Consider the following 23,165-nt stretch of genomic DNA (forward strand, 5'->3'; position numbering starts at 1 on the left):
CGTTTACGCCCGGGACTAGTCAGAGCGCTTCGCGGATCACCGTGGTACGGCTCACCGCTCGCCCGCCCTTGAAGACGATCCGGTCCGGGTACGAGGCACCGACAGCCCCGGAGAGCGAGTCGGCCCGTACGGCGAGGAGGTCGGCGATCGCACCCTCGTACGGCCCTGCTACGGGCAGCCCGAGGACCGTGCGGGCGCCGGTGGTCACCGCGTGGACGGCCTCGGGCAGTGTCAAGTGACCTGCTACGACGAGGAGTCCAGCGGTCTCCAGGGGGTCGGCCCTGCCCACCGGGTTGAAGGGGTCGCGGATGTTGTCGCCACCCCCGGCCAGCGGCACGCCCGCGTCCAGGAGGGCGCGTACGGCGGTCAGACCGCGTGGGGTGCGGGCAGGGGTGTCGCGGCCCTGGAGGTAGAGGTTGGTGAGCGGCAGTGCGACGACCCCGATCCCGGAGGCCGCCGCCTCCTTGGCGATCCGGGTGGCCTCGGCCGGGTCCAGACCGCCAAGGCCCACGCAGTGGCCGGCGGTCGCACCGTGGGCGAAGCCCCGCTCCCGTACCGCCTGGGCGAGCAGCAGCAGATCCTTCGGATCCGGACGGAGATGCTCGTCCGCATGCAGATCGACGCCGACGCCGTGCCGCTCGGCGATGGTCAGGACACGGGCGACGGCGGCCTGCGGGTCGTCGGAGAGGTGCGGGCAGCCGCCGAGCAGGTCGGCTCCCAACTCCAGTGCCTCGTCGAGGACTTCGTCGGGTGCCTCGATGTGCAGTACGGCGATCTGCAGTGCGACCCGCTCGCTCAGCTCCTCGCGCAGCCGCAACAGCGCCCGAAGCCCCCGGAGCGGATCGGGGCCGGGCAGGATGTCGGCGTGGGTGCGGACGGCGGTCGCGCCATTGGCGACCAGTTCGTCCAGGGCGCGGCGGGCCCTGACCAGCACGTCCTCCTCCGTCACCTGCTCGGCATAGCCGTGCCAGGCGGCGACCGCCCCGGGCAGGTCGCAGGGTGGTGCACCGGCCAGGTCCCAGGTGAGGGCCTTGTCGAGGTGGGCGTGGGGTTCGGCGGGGGCGGGCAGCAGGATGAAGCCGGAGAGGTCCATCTCCTCACGTACGGAGGGGAGTTGACCGGCCGGTGCGACGGCCGACACCCGCCCGTCCTCGATCAGTACGTCCCGGACCTGCCCTTCGGGCAGCCGCGCCCCGCGCAGCAGCAGTGCCGTCGCCGTCATCGCGTGTCTCCGCTCTCCGGTGCCGTGAGTACCGCGAAGCCGTCGAAGGCGTGCCACATCGCGGGCGCGCCGAACATGTCCTGGCGGCGGACCGGGCGGGTCCGTCCGCGTACCACCTGATCGAAGGCTTCGGCGACCCGTCCCACGAAGTAATGGTCCTCACGGTGGCGGAGGTTGTGCCCCAACAGCGCTGTCCTGACCGGGAGTTCGGCCAGTCGCCGAGTCGATGCGGCGAAGGCGGGTACATCGGCGCCCGGCACATGGGCGAAGAAGGTGCCGCTGATCAGGGTGTCGCCGGCGAGGAGCTGGCCGCTCTCCGGCTCCCAGAGGCAGATGCCGTCGGGCGAGTGGCCGGGGGTGTGCAGGACGTGCAGCCTCCGCCCGCCCAGGTCGAGCTGCTCCCCTTCCCTCAGCAGCCGGGTCGGTCGCACCGCGTCGATACGCCACTGGGCCAGTTCGGGGACGGGCCGCACCTCGATCCGCGAGTCGGTGAGGAAGAAGCCCTCTGCGGAGAGTGCGCTCAGCTCGATGTAGCGCTGTCGCATGTCCTGGGCGATGTGCGAGTACGTCTCGAGCCACTCGCGCGGTGCGGGCTCGCCGTGCAGGTCCCCGCCCGCCTCGTGGACGGCGAAGTCCTTGGCCTCGCCCACGAGCGAGGCGTTGCCGCCCCGGTGGTCGTAGTGGTGGTGGGAGTTGACGACGAGCAGCGGCAGCGAGGTCAGTGCACGCACCTCGCGCCCGATGTCCCCGATGCCCATCCCGGTGTCGTACAGCAGGGCGAGGTCGTCGCCCACGACGAGATAGCTGTTGACGTGCCCGGGCTCGGCGAGGAGGAAGGTCCCGGGCCCGGTCTCCCGTACGGAGAACCAGTCGCGCCCGCTCATGCGCCGATGCCGTGGTAACGGCGGGCGTGGTGGACGAGAGCGCTGATGCCGCCCTGGCCGGGGACGATCTCCTCGATGTCGGCGATCAGCAGCAGGTGGTCCCCGGCCGCCACCTCTTCCCGTACGCGGCACACGACGGCGTACGTGCTCTGCGCGAGCAGCAGCGGCACACCTCCCTCTCCCGTCGTCCACTCCAGCCCGGCGAACCGGTCAGCGGCCGGATCGGCGAACCGCCGTGAGACGGATTCGCCGTTCGCGGCGAGGATGTTGAGGGCCAGCCTGCCGCCGTCCTGGAGCAGCGGCAGGGTGCGGCTGCCGTGCTGGACACCGATCGCTATCAGCTCCGGCGTGCGGCTGAGGCTCATCACGGCGGTGCTGGTGAATCCGGCAGGTGTGCCATCGGCTGCGGCGGTGGTCACCACGCAGACGCCGCCGGCGAGGGCGGCCATGGCATCGAGGAATCCGGCCGTGGAGGGTCGGTCGGCGGTGGTCGCGGTCATTCGGGCTCCTCGCCTAGAATGTTCGTCACATCAACATTGAGCGTAAGAGGTATGTGTTTCGCGGGAGTAAATCCCACTCCGAAGTGACCGCTTAGGATCTCCGTCATGGCAGACCGCCCCACCGAAACCCCCACCGATCCGGACCAGCAGCTCGGCAACGCGATCCGACGGCTACGCAAGGAGCGCGGCCTCACCCTTGTCCAGCTCGCGGGCAGCGCAGGCCTTTCGCACCCCTTCCTCAGCCAGCTGGAGCGCGGGCTGACCCGCCCGAGCATGCCCTCGCTGCACCGGATCGCCCAGGCGCTCGGCACCACCCAACAGGCCCTGCTGGCGCACTCGGCGACCTCTCCCGCCGACATCCATGTCGTACGGGAGGGGACCGGCACCCCCGTGGTCAACAGCGGCGGCTCGGCGCGAATGCTGGGGGCACCCAAATTCGCCGTCCACCCGGTCGAATACACGGGAGGACCCACCGACTTCGAGGAGTACTACGACCACCCGGGTGACGAGTTCCTCTATGTGGTCCACGGCGCGATCGAGATCGACCTACTGGGCCCCGGCGGCCGCGAACTGCACCGCCTCCACGCCGGTGACAGTCTGCTCTACCCAGGCGGAACCCCGCACCGCTGGCGGGTTCTGGAGGATCAGGACCCCTCCGGGGTGCACGTTCTCACCGTTCAGAACGCCCCTCGTTAAATCTCCGGGCGACCCCGCTGACCAGCGGCGTCAGACCGCTGCGATGGTCGCCGAGCTGCGTGACGGCCGGTTCCGGCGCATGGTGGAGTTATGGACGAGAGCCCCCCTGTGGTCGTGCTTCCGCCGCAGTCGGACGGAGGGCGGCGGGTGACGGTCCACGGCGAGCGCATGGGCACCGCGTACAGCCTGTTCGACGTGCTGGAATACCTTCACCGTGCGGGTCTGCCCACAACGGATACGGCCATCGACGACCCCGAGCTGATCGAGTGGCGCGGCGGAGGGCCGTACGACTGGAGCAACACCGTATGACAGCCCGCACACCGTGACACGACACGCGGGCACGGTGACGCGAACGGCTGCGAGCACCGGCGTGAACTCACCGGGCTGCGGAGGTGATTGAGGTATCCGATGCCTGGACGAGCGTTGCGGGCAGGGCTACGTACGCTGTCACGCCCGAGCCCTGTGTGGGCCGCAACTCGGCGTGGGCGCCGAGGCGATCGGAGAGTGCGCCGACGACATGGTGGCCGAGGAACCGGGTGGGCGCCGTGAGCAGGGAGCCACTCTTGCCGGACAGCAGGGCGTTGGCCTGGGCCATCCGCTCCGCCGTCATGCCGATGCCCCGGTCGACGACCGCGAGGCAGTACTCGCCGCCGTCCCGCCAGCCGTAGAGCTCGACGGGCTGCTTGGGCGAGCTGAACATCAGCGCGTTCTCCACCAACTCGGCGAGCAGGTGGGAGAGTTCGGCGACGCAGTGGCCGCGGACGCGGCAGTGTTCGATGTCGGTGACGGCGACCCGCTGGTACTGCTCGACCTCGGAGATGGCCGACTGCACCACCTCGGTGACGGTGACCGTGCCAGGCCAGGGGCGCGCCGGGGACTCCTCGCCGGCAAGGACGAGCAGGGACTCGGCGTTGCGGCGCATGCGTGTGGCCAGGTGGTCGAGTTCGAAGAGCTCGGCGAGTGCGTCGGGGTCGAGTTCCTGGCTCTCCAGGGTGGTGATCAGGCCCAGCTGGCGGATGAGGAGGGACTGGTTGCGGCGGCCCAGGCTGGCCAGGGACTCGGTGCTGTTGCGGCGTAGAACGGTCTGCTCGGCGGCGAGACGGACGGCGGTGCGCTGGACGTTGTGCAGGGCGGCGACGAGCCGGGTGATCTCCCGTGCGGTACCCGGGACTTCGGCCGTCTCGGGATGCTCGGGCAGCGGGGTGTCGGGGTCCGCCTCCTGGATGCGCTTGACCGCCTCCGCAAGCCTGCTGCCCGCGACCGCGTCCGCCTCGTCGGCCAGGGCGCCCAGGGGGCGGGTGATGGAGCGGGCCGAGAACACCGCGAGTGCGGAGGCGACGGCGAGGATCAGCGCGCCCAGGCCCAGGAAGCCGATGAGCTGCCGGGTGGCCGCGTCGCCGGTCCGGCCCGCTCCTGCCCGTACGTCGTCACCGACCTGTTTCTGCACGGCGTGCAGATCGTCGACGAGCGTCGTCATGTCGGCCCACCAACGGGCGGGGGTGACATCGAGGGGTGAGCCGTCGGCGCCCGCTTCGGCCTTGGCTTCGTACGCGGTGACGCGGCGGGCCGCGGCAGTCTTGAAGGCTCGGTCGAGGGCGGACTCCTCGCCACCGCCTGCGAGTTGGCGGAACTGGCCGAGCTCGGCGACACGGGTGGCCCGGATCTCGGTGAAGTCGAGGTACTCGCCGGAACGGAACCCCTTCGCGGCGAACACGCCGTTCAGGGAACCGCGTTCGAGGGCGACCGCCTCCGTGGCGCGGGCCAGGGCCTGCAACGCCTGCACACCTTGGGCGATACCGCGATCGCCGTCGGGCACGCCGGCCGATTCGGCGTCGATCAGGGCGGTGACGGCCGCGGTGTAGAAGCGGAGGGTGACGGTGCGGTCGGCGGTGCCGGTGTCGACGCCGGTGCGGGTGCCGGTCAGGTCGGCGAGGGGGAGCTGGGCCCGGCGGAGGGCGGAGGCCGCGGCCTCGGGCAGATCACCGCTCTCCGCCGAGAGCACCCCCGTCAAGGACGTACGGGCGTCATCGGTGCGCGCCCGCGCCTCGCGGACCTCGTCCCGGTACTCCTCGTCGCCGCCCAACAGGCCGTTGGTGAGGCCGCGTTCACGCTGGAGCTCACGGACGAGGTCCTGCACGCGCAGCAGGACGACGACCTGCGACTCCGTGGCCCGCGCAGCGGACCAGTCGTGGGCGCGGTCGACGACGCCCAGCCCGGTGAGGGCGAGGAGCAGACAAGTGGGTACGGCAAGGACGATGGCCACACGGCCGCGGATGGATCCCCAGCCGGGAATACGGACGGACTGGTCAGGTCGGCGAATTCGGTTCCCCGTCATGCCCCGTGAGGCTAGAGGCCGCCCGGCGAGCCCCTCGTTTCCCGTGCGTAAGACGTCGATGCACAGGTACTCACCCGGCATGCGAAGCGGCGGTGAGGGAAGCATCGGATTCCGCGGTCGGCCGGTGGACGAGGGTACGGGTCGTTTCCGATCTTCGACGTCGAGCATGCCGCTCACAGAGTTTTGGTCAATCGTCCAAGACGCGAGTTAGCATGTGAGGTGAACGTAGTCGACCTCGGGAGAACGGCAGTCGAATGGCCCGTATGGCAGCGAAGGACCGACGTGAAGCACTCATCGCAGCGGCGATCCGGGTGATGGTCCGCGATGGAGTCGCGAAGGCGACGACGCGCGCCATCGTCAACGAAGCGGACATGCCGCTGGGGGTCTTCCACTACTGCTTCGACTCCCGTGAGGACCTCCTTGATGAGGTCATCACGCGTTTCACCAACAGCAGCGGTGCTGCGGCACGTAAGGCGTTCGCCGGGGAAGGCGATCTCGGCACCCGCATCACCGGGAGCTTGTACGCGTTCTGGGAGGGCGTGGAGCTCGCCCCGGGAGAGCACCAGGTGGGATACGAACTCACCCACTACGCCTTGCGCCAGGCCGGCTTCGAGGAGTTGGCGCGCCGGCAGTACGCCCACTACCTGGAGGTTCACGAGGAAGTCCTGGAGGAGGCAGCCGCGAGCGCCGACATCCACTGGACGGTGCCTCTTCCCGTCCTCGCCCGCTACCTGAACGCGGTGCTGGACGGGGTCACCTTGTGCTGGCTGGTCGACCGGGACGGCGAACGCAGCCGGGAGGTGCTCCAGCTGACCGCCGAGCACCTGGTCACTCTCGCCCGCAGCCCCGCCCCCCACCTGGACTGAAACCTGGCCTCATCGCTGGAGCGGGAACCGTACTGCTCGCCGCGTGCCCTCAGTCCCCCAGCACGCGGCGCAGATAGTCGTTGCCGAAGCGCCGCTCCGGATCGAGGCGGTCCCGCAGGGCCGTGAACTCGCCGAAGCGCGGATAGGTTTTGGCGAAGTAGTCGGCGTCGCGCGTATGCAGCTTGCCCCAGTGCGGGCGCCCCTCGTACGCGGTGAAGATCCGCTCGGCGGCGTCGAAATAGGCTTGGTGCGGCGTGCCCTTGTACACATGGACGGCGATGTACGCGCTGTCGCGGCCGGTAGCCACGGAGAGCGGGATGTCGTCCGCGGGGGCCGTGCGGACCTCGACGGGGAAACTGATCCGCAGACCCGAGCGGTCGACCATGATCTTCAGTTCACGCAGCGCTTCGACAAGGGCGTGGCGCGGGACGGCGTACTCCATCTCGATCATGCGCACGCGGCGCGGACTGGTGAACACCTTGTACGGGATGTCCGTGTACGTCCGCGCCGAGAGGCCGCGGCTGGTGATCTTCGCGATCCCGGGGACGGCGGCGGGCGCGGCCCGGCCCAGCGAATTGAGCGCCTGGAAGACACCGTTGGCGAGGAACTCGTTCTCGAACCATCCTCTGAGCCTGCCGACGGGGGCGGTCGGACCCGCGCTGCGGTTGTTGCTCAAGGTGTTGCAGTTCTCGGTGTGCGGAAACCAGTAGAACTCGAAGTGCTCGTTCTCCGCGATGAGTTCGTCGAAGGAGTCCGTGACCCGGTCGAAGGTCATCGGTTCCTCGCGTGCGGTGAGCAGGAAGAGCGGCTCGACGGCGAAGGTGATCGCGCTGATCACTCCGAGCGCGCCCAGGCCGATTCGGGCCGCGGCAAAGATCTCCGGGTTCTCCTTCGACGAGCAGGTGAGCACCGAGCCGTCGGCCGTGACCAGCTCAAGTCCCTTGATCTGTGCGGCGATCGAAGCCGAGTCGCGCCCTGTGCCGTGCGTTCCGGTGCTGGTCGCCCCGGAAACCGTCTGCTCCATGATGTCGCCCATGTTCGTCAGCGACAGTCCCTCGCGGGCCAGGGTCACGTTCAGGTGTTTCAAGGACGTGCCGGCCTCCACGGTGACCGTGCCCGCCTCGCGGTCGATCTTCCGGATGCCGGTGAGGAGTTGGGGCCGGATCATCACGCCGTCGGTCGCGGCAGCGGCTGCGAAGGAGTGTCCGGTGCCGACGGCCTTCACCTTGAGACCGTCGTCGGCGGCCTTCCGTACGGCGGCGGAGAGTTCCTCGACGGAGGCGGGAGTCACCTCCCGTACGGGACGGGCAGTGACGTTCCCGGCCCAGTTACGCCATGTGCTGCTCGCACCGATCGCCATCTGCTGGTCCTTCCAGGGTCTGGTCATTTGACGGAGCGGATTCGGTAGACGAGTGCCGCTCCGACGGCCGCCGTGACACCGACCGCGGTGAACAGGAGGACATAGCCGCGGTCGGAGGTGATGATGAAGCTGGCAATCAGAGGGGCCAGTGTCGGGGGGACGACCGAGCCGATGCTCATGATGCCGAGGTCCTTTGCCCGGCTCTCGGCGTCGGGCAGGACCTGGGTGATCAGCGCCTGGTCGACGGCCATGTAGGCGCCGAATCCGCCACCCATGAGTGCCGACGCGATCAGCGCGACCGTCATGGTCGGGAAGCCGGCGAGAAGGAAGCCGGAGACGGCCTGGAGTACGGCCGCCAGGGCGACGAAGATCCGGCGTCGGCCGAGACGGTCGGACAGCACGCCGGCGACCGTGGTGGCCAGGATCCCCGCGAGCAGGTAGACGACGGTGACCGCCAGCAGGCTGCTCTCCGGGTCCGCGACTTTCAGGTCGTCGGTGAGGAAGTAGAGCATGTAGCAAGTGCCCAGTGAGTTGGCCAGGTTGACCAGCAGTCGTCCCCCGAAGGCCCAGGCGAAATCGCGGTTCCTGAGCGAGCTGCCCATGGAGGCGATCACCAGGTGCAGCCGAAGCGGGGGCTCGGTGTCGTACGTGGTGTCGCGGTAGGCCGCCAGGAACGGCACGACACAGAGGATCAGGAGTACCGCGAGGACGGCGTAGCTGTGCGTGAAGGAGAGGCCGAAGGACGAGACGATGGCGATTCCGGCCACCACGCCGAGGGCTTGGGGGCCGTATATGGCGCTGGAGATCATGCCGCGCTGCGGCACGGGTACGCGGTCGGCGATGACAGCGGTCAGACCGGCGGTGGCGGCGCTGAGCCCCAGCATGCTGACCGCCCAGGCCACACTCACGCCGGTGACCGATCTCTGTTCACCGGTGACGATCAATCCGGCGGCGAATGTCAGCGCACCGGCGCCGAGCCATGTCCTTCGTCGGCCGAAGCGGTTGCGGGAGCGGTCGCACAGCGCCCCGCACAGTGGCAGGGCGAGCAGTGCGACCAGCCCGGAGATGCCGTTGACGATGGCGAAGTCGCGCACCTTGGACGCCGGGCTGATCGTCTCCAGTTGCTGCGGGAGCAGCAGTTGGAGGGGCACGAGGTTCGCCATCCAGTAGCCGAACCAGACCAGGCTGAACAAGGTGGTCCAGCTGCGCGAGACGGGTTCGGCCGGTCCTTGGGCGGAAGCCGGCCCGACGGATGCCACCAGGAGGGGCGCCGCAGATTCGGACTCGGTGGACATCGGGCCTCCGGGGGATGAGGGGCCTGGAAGGGGACGTCAGAGGAAGGCGTGGCCTTCACCGCGGTATGTCGGGACCTGTTCGACGACCTGCGAGCCGGATACGAGATGGAGGACGTTCACGCGTTCGCACAGTTCGCCGGCCTTGGCATGCCGGAACCACACATGGTCACCGAGCTGGAGCCCCTGGGCCGCCGCGCCGAGGACCGGGGTCTGCACCTCCCCTGCCCCTTCCCTCGGGTTCATCCGCAGGCCCTGGGGCCAACTCAGCGTGGGCAGGCGGTCGTTGCCGGGCGGGCCCGAGGCGATCCATCCGCCTCCGAGGACAGTGGCGATCCCGGTTGTCGGGCGGCGCACGACGGACATGACGTAGTAGGCGGAGGGTCGGGGGCGGAAGCGGCGGTAGTGGTCGAACAGGCCGGGGCCGTAGAGGCCGGATCCTGCACCGATCTCGGTGATGACGTGCTCGGACGAGGTCTGCTCTATGGAGCCGGTGCCGCCGCCGTTGACGAATTCCAGCGGTGCGACGGCTTCGACGGCGGCGACGGCCGCGGCACGCCGGTCGGCCAGTTCGCGGGCGGAGAGGCGCTGCATCGCGCGGACCGCGAGTCGCTTGAGGGGAGAGCCGGGCTGGTTGTCACCGAGTCCGGCGATCTGGCCCTCGTAGGACATGACACCGACGAGTTCGAACCCGGCTCGGCCCACGATCGTCCGGGCGAGCGACGCGGCTTGTTGCGGAGTGTGGACAGGGGAGCGGTACGGGCCCAGGTGCAGTCGGCCGCCCGCCAGTTCCAGGGACGCGTCCAGGTCGATGCAGAGGCGGATGTCGGGCCGGGAGGAGCCCACCACCTCGTCGATGAAGTCCAGTTGGCCGACCGAGTCGACCATGAGGGTGATGCGCGAGGCCGCGCGGTCGTCCGTCGCCAGCTGCTTCAGGGCGGTGCGGTCCGCTGTCGGATAGCCGATGACCACGTCCGCGTGCTCTTCGGCCAGCCACAGGGCTTCGGGCAGGGTGAAGGCGAGAATGCCGTGGTAGCCCTGCCGCTCGGCCGCACGTCTGATCAGGTCGCGGCTGCGCACCGACTTGCTGGCCAGGCGGATGGTGGCGCGGCCCTCGGCCCTGCGCGCCAGCTCGGCGGCGTTCGCGTCGAAGGCGTCCAGGTCCACCACGGCGAACGGCGGATCCAAGTGCTCTGTCGCCCTGGAGAGTTGGGCCATCCGGGCCTCGCTCAGGCCGGCGATGGCGGAGACAGCCGATTTCACGTCCGGCCGGGACACCACATGTGCGCTCACAACTGCACCCTTCTGGATTGTTCGTATCGCCGGCCGGGTCAAGGCGGCCGGAAGCAGGACCGGTCAGGAAACCGGCCGGCGTGGGGTCTCGGATGTGTCGGCTGTGCGGGCCTTCCCGTCGGAGACGAGCCGCTCCCTCTGGCGCACGCCTCTGGCCTCGGCCCGAGGGAGCACCCAGCGCATCAGTCGCGGGAACACACCGGCGATCCGCTGCAGGCGTCCGGCGAGGGGCGGGAACACCACCTCGACCGGTTTGGAGACGATCGCGTCGACGACGACCTTCGCGATCTGCTCCGGCGCGTACGACTTCTCGGCGAAGGAGATCGCTGACGTGGGGTCGGCCATCTCCTGTTCGAGCATCTTCGTCCGGGTGGACGGTGGGTGGATGATCGTGAAGTCCAGGGGGCCGTCCCGCTCTTCCAGGGCGACGCTGTGGTGGAAGCCCCGCATCGCGTACTTGCTGGCGCCGTAAGTGGAGTATCCGGGCAGCGGCAGGAACGAGGTCATGCTGCAGACGTTGATGATGTGGCCGCGGCCCCGCTCGGTCATGCGGCGGAGTGCCGTGTGCACGCCCGTGATGGTCCCGAGCAGGTTCACCTCGACGATGTCGCGGTGCTGCTGGAGGCTGAGGTCCCGCGCATGTCCGGTATGGGTGATCCCCGCGTTGTTGATCAGGACGTCGACGGCGCCGAGCTGAGCTTCGGTGGCGTCGAACGCCTTGGCCCAGCCCGCCGGGTCCCTGATGTCCAGTACGCAACCCGCGGCGCGGTCGCCCAGTCGGCGGGCGGCGGAGTGGACGGCTTCCGCATTGACGTCGGTCAGCATCACCCGATGGCCGCGGGCCACCGCCAGCGCCGCTATCGCCGCCCCGATCCCGTCGGCGGCCCCGGTCACCAGGACGACGTGGCTTCTTTCCGAGTTTCGGCTCATATCCACAGCGTCTCTTGGTCGAGCGTCCAAGTCAACTGTACGACATGAGATTGAACCGGACCGTTATCGGACGGTTCAGGGTCGGTACATCTCGATGCGGCCGCCATTGAGCTCGCGGGCGCGGACGGGGTCGTCGGTCGGAACGGTCGCCGCGAACAACGTGCGGCCGTCACCCCCGGCGACCAGGCAGCTCAAGGTGTTCTGGCTCGTCGCGACGCGGTCCAGAACGCGGCCGCCCTCCGCCACGCGCACGCACTCGCCTCGCAGGGCGTTGGCGATCCAGATGCTTTCTCCGTCGCTGTGCCAGGCGATTCCGTCGGGGGCGATCGGCGACGAGGAACGCTTGGCGATGGCCGGATGATCCAGCAGCGCTGACACTCTGCGCGTGATCCGGCCGGGCAGCCCCGGATGGTTCACCATGCGCCACAGCAGCGGTGAAATCAGCGCTGCCCAGGGGCGTGGACTGCCGAGAGTGCCGTCCGGATGGACAGGGAAGGCGGTGAGGCGCATGCCCAGGGTTTCGGCGGCGACCAAGGTCGTGCCGTCCGGGGTGAGCAGGCAGCCGTTCGGGAACAGTGCCGGTTCCGTCAGCCCGATCAGTTCCCCGTCCGGGGCGAGACAGGCGATCGGGGTCTTCGGAGGGCCCGGCGGTGCGTAGAGCATCGAGTTCGGGTGCTCCCGGACGAAGGCGTGGTAGTCGAAGCCGAAGTTTCCGACGTATGCCCGCCCCTTCGGATCGACGAGCATGTCGTTGACCGGGCCGCCGACGAGGTGGCGCAGATCCGCGTGCTCGATCAGTTGCCCATCGCGTTCGAGGCGGTAGACGCAGCCGCCGTCCATCGAGACGACCAGCATCCTCCCGTCGGGGAGCCAGCCGAGCCCGCCGGCGCGCCCGGGGACCTTGGTGATGGTCTGCGCCTCTCCGCTCCCGTCCCAGCGGTGGACGGTGCCGTGCGCGAGATCGGAGAACCACAGGGCGTTCTCGTGCCAGCGCAGCGACTCGGGGACGCCCAAGCCGTTGAGTGTGATCGACGCTGTCCGTTTCATCTCGAATGCTCCTTGGCGGCGACGCGGGAACCTTCCCCGCCGCGATGAAGTTGGTCAATTGTCCAAGACTCTTGACTTGCACAAACGACCGTCCCATTCTGGGTGAACCGAAGTCAACGTTCCTGCAGGAGATTCCGTGACTCAGACTCGAACCGTTACCGCAGCCGCTGACTCGGCGGACGCGAGCATCGCAGTGGACAATCCCGCCACCGGGGAAGTGGTCGGACACGTTGCGGACACGCCCGCGGAAGAGGTGGTGTCAGCGGTCCTCCGGGCCAGGCACGCACAGGCCGGCTGGGCACGGCTGAGCGCCCGAACGCGTGCGGAGCTGTTCACGCGCAGCCGCCGCTGGCTGCTGGCTCACCGGCAGGAGATCACCGACTCCATCGTCGCGGAGAACGGCAAGGCGGAGGAAGACGCGATCGTCGAAGTCGTCTACTGCGTCAGCGCATTCGCCTACTGGGCCAAGCACGCACAACGTCTCCTCGCCGACACGAAGGTGCGGTCCCTCTCACCTTTCGTGCTGGGCCGCAGCATGTACACCCGTCGGGCACCGGTCGGCGTCGTCGGGGTCATCGGCCCCTGGAACAACCCGCTGATCAACTCCTTCGGTGACGCCATCCCCGCCCTCGCGGCAGGCAACGCCGTCGTGCTCAAGCCCTCCGAGTACACCCCGTTGACCGCGCGCCTCATGGAGCAGATGACCCGCGAATGTGGCTGGCCCGACGGCGTGTTCCAGGTCGTCACCGGCGCGGGCGCCACCGGCCAGGCCCTCGTCGGAGCCGCCGACTTCGTGATGTTCACCGGGTCGACGAAGACCGGCCGCGCCGTTGCGGCCCGGGCCGGCGAGCGGCTCATCCCCTGCTCGCTGGAGCTCGGCGGCAAGGACGCCCTGATCGTCCTGGCGGACGCCTCCGTGGAACGGGCCGTGAACGTCGCCCTCCACGGCGCCCTGTTCAACGCGGGTCAGACCTGTACCTCGGTCGAGCGGGTCTACGTCGAGGCCCCCGTGTACGACGAGTTCGTCTCCCGGCTGGAAGCGCGGTTCCGCGAGGTCACCATGGGCAGGCCCGCGGGGCTGGGCAGCACCGATCTGGGGGCCATGACCTTCCCGCCGCAGATGGAGATCGTCGAGGACCAGGTCGGGGACGCCGTGAGCCGCGGTGCGCGTGTCCTCGTCGGGGGCCATGTGGCTCCCGGCCCCGGTCGCTTCTTCGAACCGACACTCCTCGTCAATGTCGATCACAGCATGAAGTGCATGCGCGAGGAGACCTTCGGACCCACGCTGCCCGTGATGAAGGTCGCCGATGCCGAGGAGGCCGTCCGGCTGGCCAACGACAGTGAGTACGGCCTGCAGGCGACCATCATCGGTTCGAACATGGCCCGCGCCCGGCAGCTGGCCGCGCGACTCGAGGCCGGCTGCGTCACCATCAACGACGCCCAGAGCAACTACCTGGCCCTCGGACTCCCCATGGGGGGCTGGAAGGCGTCGGGAGTCGGTGTCCGGCACGGCGCCGAAGGATTCCGCAAGTACACCAAGCTGCAGGCGATCTCCGTGAACCGGTTCCCGATGCGCCGTGACCTTCACATGCTCCCGTTCGACCCCTCGTCCTATCGCTTCATCCTGCGCCTGGTGAACGCCATGTACGGCAAACGCCTGCGCTCCGACAAGAAGTAGCCGGATCCGCAAGAACAACAAGTAGCCGAATCCGTAGGAACGTTGAGAGGCAGGAATCCCATGTCCCTGACACCCACAGCCGTCCAGCAGGCATCCGTCGGCCCCATGCCCGAGGGCGTCACCCTGCCCTTGCCGCAGGAGAACCTGTCCGTCGAGGAGGAGCGTCAAGTCCGAAAGCAGGAACTGGCGGCGGCCTTCCGCCTGTTCGCCCGCTTCGGCTTCTCGGAAGGGGTGGCCGGCCACATCACCGCACGCGACCCGGAGAATCCCACGGCCTTCTGGGTCAACCCCTTCGGTATGGCGTTCAGCCAGATACGGACCTCGGACCTGATCCTCGTCGACCACGACGGCACCCTGCTGGAGGGGAAGCGGCCGGTCAACAACGCGGCCTTCTGCATCCACTCCGAAGTACACCGGGCGCGGCCGGATGTGGTCGCGGCCGCGCACACCCACTCACTGCACGGAAAGGCCTTCTCGAGCCTGGGCATCCGGCTGGACCCGATCACGCAGGACTCCTGTGCCTTCTTCGAGGACCACGGCCTCTACTCGGACTATCAAGGGGTCGTGAACGATACGGAGGAGGGCCGCAAGATCGGTGTGGCACTGGGTACCGCCAAGGCCGTCGTCCTGCAGAACCACGGACTGCTCACGGTCGGGCAGTCCGTGGCCGAGGCCGCCTGGTACTTCATCACCATGGAACGGTCCTGCCAGGCGCAGCTCCTGGCCATGGCTGCCGGCAAGCCGAAGCTGATCGACTCCGAGACAGCGCGGATGGTGCGTTCACAGATCTCCGGCGCGCTTCCGGGCTGGTTCCAATTCCGCCCTCTCTGGGACCAGATCACCGCGGAACAGCCCGATCTGCTGGACTGAAGCCAATCGCCCTGAAAACATTTCGCCCGCGCTCGCCTCGTCCGGTACGGTCGCGGGGTTGTTTTCACTGGTGGGAGCCCATGAGGTTCGCGTGTGGCCTCCCCGGCAGTTCCGAGGATGAGAGCAGGTTTCGTTATGGCATGTCGTATCAGTGAGCTCGTGCTCGGTTGCCGCGACCCCGAGGTGCTGGCGCGGTTCTGGTGCGAGGTCCTGGACTTCGTCGTGCTCGATCGCGAGGACGACGGCACGCTGGAGATCGGGCCGCGCGAAGGGTTCGGCGGTCCGCAGCCGACGATCATCCTCAGTCGCAGGGATGAGCCGGAGAAGGGCAAGTCCCGGCTGCACATCGACGTCAACGCCACCGACCGCGATCAGGACGCCGAGCTCGAACGCCTGCTGAAGCTCGGTGCGCGCCCGGCCGACATCGGCCAGACGGGCGAGGAGCAATGGCATGTCCTGACCGACCCCGAAGGCAATGAGTTCTGCCTGCTCAAGGCCCGCCTCAACCCGCTCTGATACACGGACGACCCGAACGGTCAGGACGCCGGCCCCCAGTTGTCCTCGCTGGGGGTCGCCGCACCGGGTGATGTCAGCGGAAGGTTGACGAACGAAGCCGCTTCCGCGGAACGTTCGACGGTGTACAGACCGCCTGTCAGGTCGGTCAGTTGCTGCGGGGTGGGGGCGACCGGGAAGTGGAAGTCTGCCGGCGGTCGGCTGTTGACGGTGATCTGGATCCGGTAACCGGCGGGGATCCTCGTGAAGTTCGGCAGGAGGGAGATGTCGTACCGCGTGGTCCGGCCGGGTGTCACGGGATGCTGCGAGGCTTGGGTGAACGGGTGGCTGGGCTTGAGAAGTGTTTTGTTCTTGCCGTACCAGCTTTCGTCGGCGTCCACGGCGCGTTGGCTGCCCAGGAGAACTCCGTCGGCTTGCTTGGTCACCGTCCCGTCCGGCGCGATGATGTTCAGTGTGGCCGTCAACTCGGTCTCGACGGTCGTTGATCTGGCGTAGAGGGTGACGTCGGCCGGTCCGTTGAGCAGCGCTGTACCGGTGAGCGGGGCCGTCGTATAGGTCAGCGTGTTCGCTGCGGTCGATGCGCCCCACGAGAGACTGTCGCTTCCCTGGCCTGTGGGCTTGGTCGCCGTCAGTGACCCGTTGCCGAGGTAGTAGGTCCGAGCGTCCAGGGACAGAGGCCATGCGGAACTGTCGATCCAGGTGTTCGCGCCGTTCTCGAACAGGTGCAGGGGCTTCGAGGTGGCGGCCATGCCGGTAGGCGCGTTCTTGAGCCAGGTGTCGAACCACTCCAGGCGAATGGCCTGCAGGGTGGATTCGTTGACGTGCTCGCCGTGGGTCCAGGGCCCGACGATCGCCTGATACCGGCCGGTGACGGGGTCGCCCGGTGCGATCGGATCGGTCAACGGCCGGTGGAAGTAGGCGTTTTGGGCCGCCACATAGGCGCCGAGGTTCCCGCCGGGAAACAGGTCCTCCCACCCGGCTTGGCTGAGCGCCGGAATGTTGTTGCTCACGATCCGCGGCATGAGTTTCTGGACGTTTCGCGCCTGCCAATAGGCATCGTTGTACGAGCGTGAGCCGCCGTTGGCCTGCTGGGCGATCGTCACGGACTGCGGGTCGGTCGCAGGGTCGTCCTCCGGACCGCGTGGCTGGGCTCGGGCGATGTTGGCCACGAAAGCGGTGGGGATCCCGCCGTTGGCCGTGAGGTCGTTGTAGAAGTCCGAATCGGTGCAGAACGGTGCGATGGCTTTGAGGGCGGAGTTCTTGCCCACAGCTGCCGCGGTGAACCACTGGTTCGCTCCGAGGTAGGAGCAACCCTCCAGCCCCACCCTGCCGTTGGACCCTGACAGGGTCTCGGCCGCCCAATCGACGAGGGTGGCCCCGTCCTTGCCCTGCCGGTCACCGAACCAGTCGAGTTGTCCGCCGGAGTCACCGGTACCCCGTACTGCGGAGACCACGAAGACATATCCCCGCTGAACGAAGTAGGCGCCGTCGGCGGCAGGATCGGAAGGCTGCGTGCCGTAGGGGTTCTGCGTCAGCAGCACGGGGAAGGTGCCTGGCGCGCGTGCGCCGGTGCTCGGGTCGGTCGGATAGACGACGTCGACCGCGATCTTCACGCCGTCGTCCATGGTGACGGTGGTGCGCACGGGCTCGCTCGTCGCGAACGTGGGCGCCGGTGGCTGCCAGGCAGAAGCTGATGCGGGCGCGGCGGTGGTCGCTGTCTGTCCTGCCACCACGAGGATGAGCGCTGCCGAACCGCCGGCCAGTACCGAGGCCGTGCGCGACAGCTTGACCCTGTTTTTGACCTTGGACTCTGTCATGCGGCTCCCTTTGAGGTTGGTGAGGATCTGCAGCTGACTCAGTCGTGGTCATCAACCGAATGTTCGGTAGTTTCGGGAGGGTCGTAGGGGCTGTCAAGGGCCCCTGCGGGAGGACACGGTGGGTGGGGCATCTGTCCGCACGGGGAGTCGCACGAGCAGCTTGAAGTGGACCACCGGGTGGTGGCCGCCATGAGCCATTGCGCGCGCAATTGTCTGCGTCAGTCGTCTGACAGATGTTTTCCATCCGATTTTCACGCTTCTCAACAGCAGCAATTGCCGCCTAGCGTTTGCGCCACAACAGCGGAACGCGCCGGATTCGGCAGCGGACGCCGTACGTCAGTTGAAGGAGCTCGAGTGAGTGAGACGACGGACGGCATCGTGCCCGTTTTCGGGCGGCCCCGGCTGCTGGTGGCCGACCGCAGCGCCGACAACGTCGGTTTGACGTTGGACGATCTGCGCGAGGGGGCGGTCTGCGACGCCGATCCGGTGCGGATCCCGATCACCGAGGACATTCCGGCCGGCCACAAGGTCGCGCTGAGCGACATCCCGGCGGGCCAGGCGATCGTGAAATACGGTGCCGTGATCGGGTACGCGACGGCTCCGATCACGCCGGGCAGTCACGTCCACGTCCACAACGTCGCGGTCAGGGGCGCGGCTTCGCCCAATCGCGGCGACGCCCGGCGGACCGCCGTCCCGTGGACGCCCCCGGTGGCCCCGACGCGCGACCATTTCCTCGGCTACAAGCGGCCCGGCGGCGCCGTGGCAACCCGCAACTACATAGGAATCCTGCCGTCGGTGAACTGCGCTGCCACGGTGTCCCGAATGGTCGCCCAGGCGGCGGAGGCCGCGCACGCCGGGACCCCCGGCCTGGACGGCGTGATCGCCCTGGGCCACGACCTGGGCTGCGGCCTGGCGGAGGGCGGCCGGGGCGACGAGATCCTGCGCCGTACCCTGCGCGGCTATGCCGCCCATCCCAACCTGGTCGGGGTCGTTTCCGTCAGCCTGGGCTGCGAGGTCAACCAGCCCGAGAACTTCCTGGAGGACCTGCACCGACCGGTCGAGCAGCTGACCATCCAGGAACTGGGCGGCTCGGTCGCGACGGTGAACGAGGCGCTGCTGCGGGTCGCGGCGATCGCGAAAGAGGTCGCCGGACTTCGCCGGGAGCCGCTGCCGCTGTCCGGGCTCACCCTGGGCCTGCAGTGCGGCGGAAGCGACGCCTACTCCGGCCTGACCGCCAACCCCGTCCTGGGAGTTGCCGCCGACCTGCTGGTCGCCGCGGGCGGCCGGGCGATCCTCGGGGAGACCCCGGAGATCTTCGGGGCCGAGCATCTGCTGGCGGCGCGGGCCGCCGAGGCGGGTCTGGCCGATCGGCTCGACGAGATCCTGGAGTGGTGGAAGGAGTATGTCCGCGCCAACGGGGCCGAGTTGGACAACAACCCCTCGCGCGGCAACCGCGACGGGGGCATCACGACCATCTGGGAGAAGTCGCTCGGCGCCGTCCTCAAGGGCGGCAGCAGCCCGCTGCGGGCGGTCGTCGACTACGCCCAGCAGGTCGAGGCCCCGGGTCTGACCTATATGGACACCCCCGGATACGACCCGGTGTCGGCGACCGGCATGGTGGCCGGCGGGGCGAACCTGCTGGCCTTCACCACCGGCCGCGGCTCGGTTTTCGGCTCCCGCCCGGCCCCCTGCCTCAAGATCACCACGACCAGCCGGCTGTACCAGCACATGTCCGGCGACATGGACTTCGACGCCGGAGCCGCGTTCACCCGCGAGGAGCAGATCACCACGGGCGTAAGGCTGTTCGAGCGCTTGGTGGACCTGGCCTCGGGCGAGCCGAGCAAGTCCGAGCTGCTCGGGTTCGGTTCCGAGGAGATCGCCCCGTGGCGGATCGGAGCGGTGCTGTGATCGCGACGGTCTTCGATGCGGGAGGGGAACGGTCGCGACGGGTCGTCCGAACCGAGACGCCGGGTGGACGTCCTCCGCAGGCGCATCCTGTGCCTTGGCCCGGCGGTTGAGACCGCGTACACGCAGACGGACGGGCCGGACCCGAGTGCGTCCATCGGCCGTCCTGCGGTGTCCTCGCCCCGCAACCGACTGACACCCTCGCCGCACTCCCAGCCCAAAGAGCCTCCTCCAGAAGGACTCCCGTGTACTTGATGAGAGTCGGCGCCACCGGCGCCGAACGCCCCGCCCTCCGCATCGACGACGACACGTACCTCGACCTGTCCGGCCATGTCGACGACTTCGACGAGGCGTTCTTCGCCTCCGACGGTCTCCGCCGCCTGGAGACCCTGCGCCGCGAGGACCGACTGACCGCCGAACCCCAGCCGTTGAACGGCAGGCGGATCGGCGCCCCGATCGCCCGGCCGCACCAGATCCTGTGCATCGGCCTCAACTACCGTGACCACGCGGAGGAGACCGGACAGGCCGTCCCGGCCGAACCGATCGTCTTCACCAAGGCGCCCAACACCCTCATCGGCCCGAACGACCCCGTGACTCTGCCCCGCGGCAGCGAGAAGTCCGACTGGGAGGTCGAACTCGGCATCGTGATCGGAAGCCGCTGCCGGTACCTGCCCGATCCGGACGCCGCCCGCGACGCGATCGCGGGTTTCGTCGTCTGCAACGACGTCAGCGAGCGCGCGTTCCAATTGGAGCGGGGCGGCCAGTGGTCCAAGGGGAAGTCCTGCGAGACGTTCAACCCCTGCGGCCCGTACCTGGTGACGCCCGACGAGATCGACGACGTCCACGGCCTCGACCTGTGGCTGGACGTCAACGGCGAGCCACGGCAGCGCGGCAACACCGCCACCATGCTGTTCGACGTGTACCACTTGGTCCATTACCTCAGCCAGTTCATGGTCCTCGAACCCGGCGACCTCATCAACACGGGGACACCGCCCGGCGTCGGCATGGGCATGAACCCGCCGGTCTTCCTACGGCCCGGCGACGTCATCAGTCTCGGCATCGGCGCCCTCGGCGCCCAGCGACAGGAGGTCGTCCACAGCCCATGAATCCCACCGATCCCGAGCTGCTCCAGGCACTCGAGGCCGCCGTACCGGGCGGGGTGCGTACGCGCGCCGTCGACCGGCTCGCCCTCGCCCATGACGCCTCGCACTATCTGCTCGTACCGCAGGCCGTCGTCGCCCCGACCGGTGCCGAGCAACTCGCCGAGCTGCTCCGGGTCGCGGCCCGGCAGGGTGCGCCGCTGACGTTCCGGTCCGGCGGCACCAGCCTCAGCGGCCAGGCCGTCTCCGGCGGGGTCCTGGTCGACACCCGGCGGCACTTCCGCGAGGTGGAGGTCCTGGACGACGGGGCCCGGGTCCAGGTGCAGCCCGGAGCGACAGTGCGCCAGGTGAACGCCCGGCTGGCCCCGTACCGGCGCAAGCTCGGCCCGGATCCGGCGAGCGAGTCGGCCTGCACCATCGGAGGCGTGGTCGCCAACAACTCCAGCGGCATGGCCTGCGGTACGGAGTTCAACACCTACCGCACGCTGGAGTCGCTGGTCCTGGTGCTGCCGAGCGGCAGCGTCGTCGACACCGGCGCCCGCGATTCCGACGAGCGGCTGCGCGCGCTGGAGCCGGCGCTGCACGAGGGACTCGGGGTGCTGCGGGACCGCGTGAGGGGCAACCCCGGTTCGGTCCGCATCATCGAGCGCCAGTTCGCGCTCAAGAACACGATGGGGTACGGGGTCAACTCGTTCCTGGACCACACCCGTCCGGTGGACATCCTCGCCCACCTGGTCGTCGGCAGCGAGGGCACGCTGGCCTTCGTCGCCGAGGCCACCTTCCGGACCGTGCCGGTACGGCCGCACGCCGCGACCGGGCTGCTGGTATTCCCCGACCTGCGCGCCGCGACCGGTTCGCTCCCCGCCCTCGTCGCCGACGGACCGGCGACCGTCGAACTGCTCGACGCGGCCTCCCTCCGCGTCGCCCGGCAGGACCCGAAGGCCGACGACACGCTGCGAAGACTGACGGTCGAGGACCACGCCGCGCTCCTTGTGGAGTACCAGGAGGACTCGGCCGAGGTGTTGGCCGTACGAGCCGCGGCGGCCGCGAAGCTGCTGGCCGGGCTGCCGCTCGCCGCGCCCGCCCGGCTCACCTCGGACACGAAGGTACGCGCCGGGCTCTGGCATGTGCGCAAGGGCCTGTACGCGGCCGTCGCCGGGGCACGCCCGTCCGGTACGACCGCCCTGTTGGAGGACATCGCGGTCCCGGTCCCTTCGCTGGCCACCACCTGCGAGAGCCTGCTGTCCCTGTTCGACCGGCACGGCTACGAGGAGAGCGTCATCTTCGGCCACGCCAAGGACGGCAACATCCACTTCCTGCTGAACGAGCGCTTCAGCAGGGAAGAACGCCCGCAGCGGTACATCGACTTCACCGACGACATGGCCGATCTCGTCCTCGCCCACGGCGGCACCCTCAAGGCCGAGCACGGCACCGGCCGGATCATGGCCCCGTACGTCGCCCGCCAGTACGGCGAGGAGCTGTACGAGGTGATGCGCGCGGTCAAGGAGCTGTGCGATCCGCACCGGGTGCTCAACCCCGGCGTGCTGATGGACGACGACCCCGAGATCCACCTGCGCGACCTGAAGAGCACGCCCCAGGTGGAGGCGGAAGTCGACCGCTGTGTGGAGTGCGGATACTGCGAACCCGTCTGCCCCAGCAAGGACCTCACCCTCACCCCCCGGCAACGGATCGTGCTGCGGCGCGAGTTGGCCGCCGCCGAGGCCGCGGGGGACACCGTCCTGGTCGGCGAGCTGGAACGGGACTACGCCTACGACGGCATCGACACCTGCGCGGCCGACGGCATGTGCCAGACCGCCTGCCCCGTTCTCATCGACACGGGCGAGCTGGTGAAACGGCTCCGGGCCGAGCAAGGCGGCCGTCTCACGCAGGCGGCCTGGAAGCGGGCCGCCGGACACTGGGGCGCCGTCACCGGAGCCGGCGCCCGGGCGCTGACCGTGGCCGCCAAGCTGCCTGGACCGGCGAGCACGGCGTCCGCCGCCGCCCGCCGGATGGCGGGTGCCGACAACGTGCCGCAGTGGGACGCGGATCTGCCTTCGGGAGGTACGCGCCGCAGGCCGCGGCAGGCTCGCGACCCGGACGCGGTGTACTTCCCGGCCTGCATCGGCTCGATCTTCGGCCCCGAACGGGACTCCTCCGGGGTCGGTGACGCGTTCCTGGCGCTCTGCGAGCGGGCCGGGATCCGGCTCACGGTCCCGGCCGGGATCAACGGCCTGTGCTGCGGCACCCCCTGGAAGTCCAAGGGCATGACGGCCGGCTACCACGAGATGCGTCAACGGGTCACCGACGCCCTGCTGGAGGCGACCGGCCGGGGCCGCCTGCCGGTGGTCTCCGACGCCGCCTCCTGCACGGAGGGTCTTGAGCAGCTCCTGGACGGCAGCGGGATCCGCGTGACCGACGCGGTGGTCTTCGTGCACGAGCAGCTGCTGCCGGGCCTGAAGGTCACCGACAGGCTCCCGTCGCTCGCGCTGCACCCCACCTGTTCCTCCACCCGGCTCGGAGCCGACGAGGCCCTGACGGCCGTGGCCGCAGCCGTCGCCGAGGAGGTGGACGTGCCCGCCGACTGGGGCTGTTGCGCCTTCGCCGGGGACCGGGGCCTGCTGCATCCGGAGCTGACGGCGTCCGCCACCGCCCGGGAGGCCGCGGCCCTCGCCGGGCGCACCCATGCCGCGTACGCCTCGGTCAACCGCACCTGCGAGCTGGGCATGAGCCGGGCGACCGGCCACCCGTACCGGCATCTGCTCGAATTCGTCGAGCGGGCGACCCGGTGAACCTTGAGGCGGGGACGAAATCCGGCCGCCAACACCAAGGAGTGGACAGGTGAGTTGAGCCGTGGCCG

At 69.2% G+C, this 23,165-nt stretch carries 19 protein-coding genes; 9 read left to right on the plus strand and 10 right to left on the minus strand.

The genetic code is table 11. The annotated features are described in order from the left end of the window. Positions 1–19: 19 nt before the first annotated feature. The 3 genes from OG219_RS41995 to OG219_RS42005 are packed head-to-tail and all read right to left on the minus strand — an operon-like array spanning position 20 to position 2,606. A complete protein-coding gene (locus tag OG219_RS41995) occupies positions 20–1,222 on the minus strand; it encodes an amidohydrolase family protein (RefSeq protein WP_266835751.1) in 1,203 nt (400 codons plus the stop codon). Next, positions 1,219–2,106, minus strand: coding sequence for an MBL fold metallo-hydrolase (locus OG219_RS42000; protein WP_266835752.1), 888 nt, complete (start codon positions 2,104–2,106; stop codon positions 1,219–1,221). Before OG219_RS42000 ends, OG219_RS41995 begins: the two co-directional genes overlap by 4 nt. Next, complete coding sequence (locus tag OG219_RS42005; protein WP_266835753.1) at positions 2,103–2,606, minus strand: flavin reductase family protein; 504 nt, start codon at positions 2,604–2,606, stop codon at positions 2,103–2,105. The genes OG219_RS42000 and OG219_RS42005 overlap by 4 nt, the downstream gene beginning before the upstream one ends. Positions 2,607–2,711: 105 nt before the next feature. Here OG219_RS42005 and OG219_RS42010 point away from each other — a divergent pair, with 105 nt between their 5' ends. Then, positions 2,712–3,302, plus strand: a complete 591-nt coding sequence (locus OG219_RS42010) for a helix-turn-helix domain-containing protein (RefSeq protein WP_266835754.1) — start codon at positions 2,712–2,714, stop codon at positions 3,300–3,302. A 90-nt stretch (positions 3,303–3,392) separates the two neighbouring features. Then, positions 3,393–3,611, plus strand: coding sequence for a hypothetical protein (locus OG219_RS42015; RefSeq protein WP_266835755.1), 219 nt, complete (start codon positions 3,393–3,395; stop codon positions 3,609–3,611). 67 nt (positions 3,612–3,678) lie between these two features. On the opposite strand, the gene OG219_RS42020 is transcribed toward OG219_RS42015, so the two are convergent. Next, complete coding sequence (locus OG219_RS42020; protein WP_266835756.1) at positions 3,679–5,637, minus strand: nitrate- and nitrite sensing domain-containing protein; 1,959 nt, start codon at positions 5,635–5,637, stop codon at positions 3,679–3,681. A 263-nt stretch (positions 5,638–5,900) separates the two neighbouring features. Between OG219_RS42020 and OG219_RS42025 the strand changes: the two genes are divergently transcribed. After that, entirely contained in the window at positions 5,901–6,503 is a 603-nt protein-coding gene (locus OG219_RS42025; protein WP_266835757.1) for a TetR/AcrR family transcriptional regulator, read from the plus strand. 49 nt (positions 6,504–6,552) lie between these two features. Here OG219_RS42025 and OG219_RS42030 read toward each other — a convergent pair whose 3' ends face one another. The 5 genes from OG219_RS42030 to OG219_RS42050 all read right to left on the minus strand — a co-directional run bounded on the left by OG219_RS42030 (position 6,553) and on the right by OG219_RS42050 (position 12,425). Continuing rightward, on the minus strand, positions 6,553–7,863 hold the full coding sequence (locus OG219_RS42030) for a D-arabinono-1,4-lactone oxidase (RefSeq protein WP_266836419.1): 1,311 nt from the start codon (positions 7,861–7,863) through the stop codon (positions 6,553–6,555). Positions 7,864–7,886: 23 nt separating this feature from the next. Continuing rightward, on the minus strand, positions 7,887–9,158 hold the full coding sequence (locus tag OG219_RS42035; RefSeq protein ID WP_266835758.1) for an MFS transporter: 1,272 nt from the start codon (positions 9,156–9,158) through the stop codon (positions 7,887–7,889). Positions 9,159–9,194: 36 nt separating this feature from the next. Further along, a complete protein-coding gene (locus tag OG219_RS42040) occupies positions 9,195–10,373 on the minus strand; it encodes an amino acid deaminase/aldolase (protein ID WP_266836420.1) in 1,179 nt (392 codons plus the stop codon). 138 nt (positions 10,374–10,511) lie between these two features. Then, a complete protein-coding gene (locus OG219_RS42045; RefSeq protein WP_266835759.1) occupies positions 10,512–11,378 on the minus strand; it encodes an SDR family oxidoreductase in 867 nt (288 codons plus the stop codon). A gap of 75 nt (positions 11,379–11,453) precedes the next feature. Beyond that, positions 11,454–12,425: an SMP-30/gluconolactonase/LRE family protein gene (locus OG219_RS42050; protein WP_266835760.1), complete on the minus strand. Its 972-nt coding sequence runs from the start codon at positions 12,423–12,425 to the stop codon at positions 11,454–11,456. Between the two features lie 136 nt (positions 12,426–12,561). On the opposite strand from OG219_RS42050, the gene OG219_RS42055 reads away from it, so the two are divergent. The 3 genes from OG219_RS42055 (at position 12,562) to OG219_RS42065 (ending at position 15,489) form a co-directional block, all read left to right on the plus strand. Next, positions 12,562–14,103, plus strand: a complete 1,542-nt coding sequence (locus tag OG219_RS42055; protein ID WP_266835761.1) for an aldehyde dehydrogenase family protein — start codon at positions 12,562–12,564, stop codon at positions 14,101–14,103. Between the two features lie 60 nt (positions 14,104–14,163). Next, positions 14,164–14,973 carry a class II aldolase/adducin family protein gene (locus tag OG219_RS42060; RefSeq protein ID WP_266835762.1) on the plus strand — a complete coding sequence of 270 codons (810 nt, stop codon included), beginning with the start codon at positions 14,164–14,166 and terminating at the stop codon, positions 14,971–14,973. Between the two features lie 135 nt (positions 14,974–15,108). After that, the gene (locus OG219_RS42065; RefSeq protein ID WP_168515557.1) at positions 15,109–15,489 is read left to right on the plus strand and encodes a VOC family protein; all 381 of its coding nucleotides are present in this window, start codon (positions 15,109–15,111) and stop codon (positions 15,487–15,489) included. A gap of 20 nt (positions 15,490–15,509) precedes the next feature. Here OG219_RS42065 and OG219_RS42070 read toward each other — a convergent pair whose 3' ends face one another. After that, entirely contained in the window at positions 15,510–17,303 is a 1,794-nt protein-coding gene (locus tag OG219_RS42070) for a CocE/NonD family hydrolase (protein WP_266835763.1), read from the minus strand. 354 nt (positions 17,304–17,657) lie between these two features. Between OG219_RS42070 and OG219_RS42075 the strand changes: the two genes are divergently transcribed. The 3 genes from OG219_RS42075 (at position 17,658) to OG219_RS42085 (ending at position 23,097) form a co-directional block, all read left to right on the plus strand. Continuing rightward, positions 17,658–19,211 carry a UxaA family hydrolase gene (locus OG219_RS42075; RefSeq protein WP_266835764.1) on the plus strand — a complete coding sequence of 518 codons (1,554 nt, stop codon included), beginning with the start codon at positions 17,658–17,660 and terminating at the stop codon, positions 19,209–19,211. Positions 19,212–19,453: 242 nt separating this feature from the next. Beyond that, on the plus strand, positions 19,454–20,314 hold the full coding sequence (locus OG219_RS42080) for a fumarylacetoacetate hydrolase family protein (protein WP_266835765.1): 861 nt from the start codon (positions 19,454–19,456) through the stop codon (positions 20,312–20,314). Beyond that, positions 20,311–23,097 carry an FAD-binding and (Fe-S)-binding domain-containing protein gene (locus OG219_RS42085; RefSeq protein ID WP_266835766.1) on the plus strand — a complete coding sequence of 929 codons (2,787 nt, stop codon included), beginning with the start codon at positions 20,311–20,313 and terminating at the stop codon, positions 23,095–23,097. The genes OG219_RS42080 and OG219_RS42085 overlap by 4 nt, the downstream gene beginning before the upstream one ends. The last annotated feature ends 68 nt before the right edge of the window (positions 23,098–23,165 follow it).

The organism is Streptomyces sp. NBC_00038 (genome assembly GCF_026343635.1).
In the GTDB taxonomy this organism is placed as follows: Bacteria; Actinomycetota; Actinomycetes; order Streptomycetales; family Streptomycetaceae; genus Streptomyces.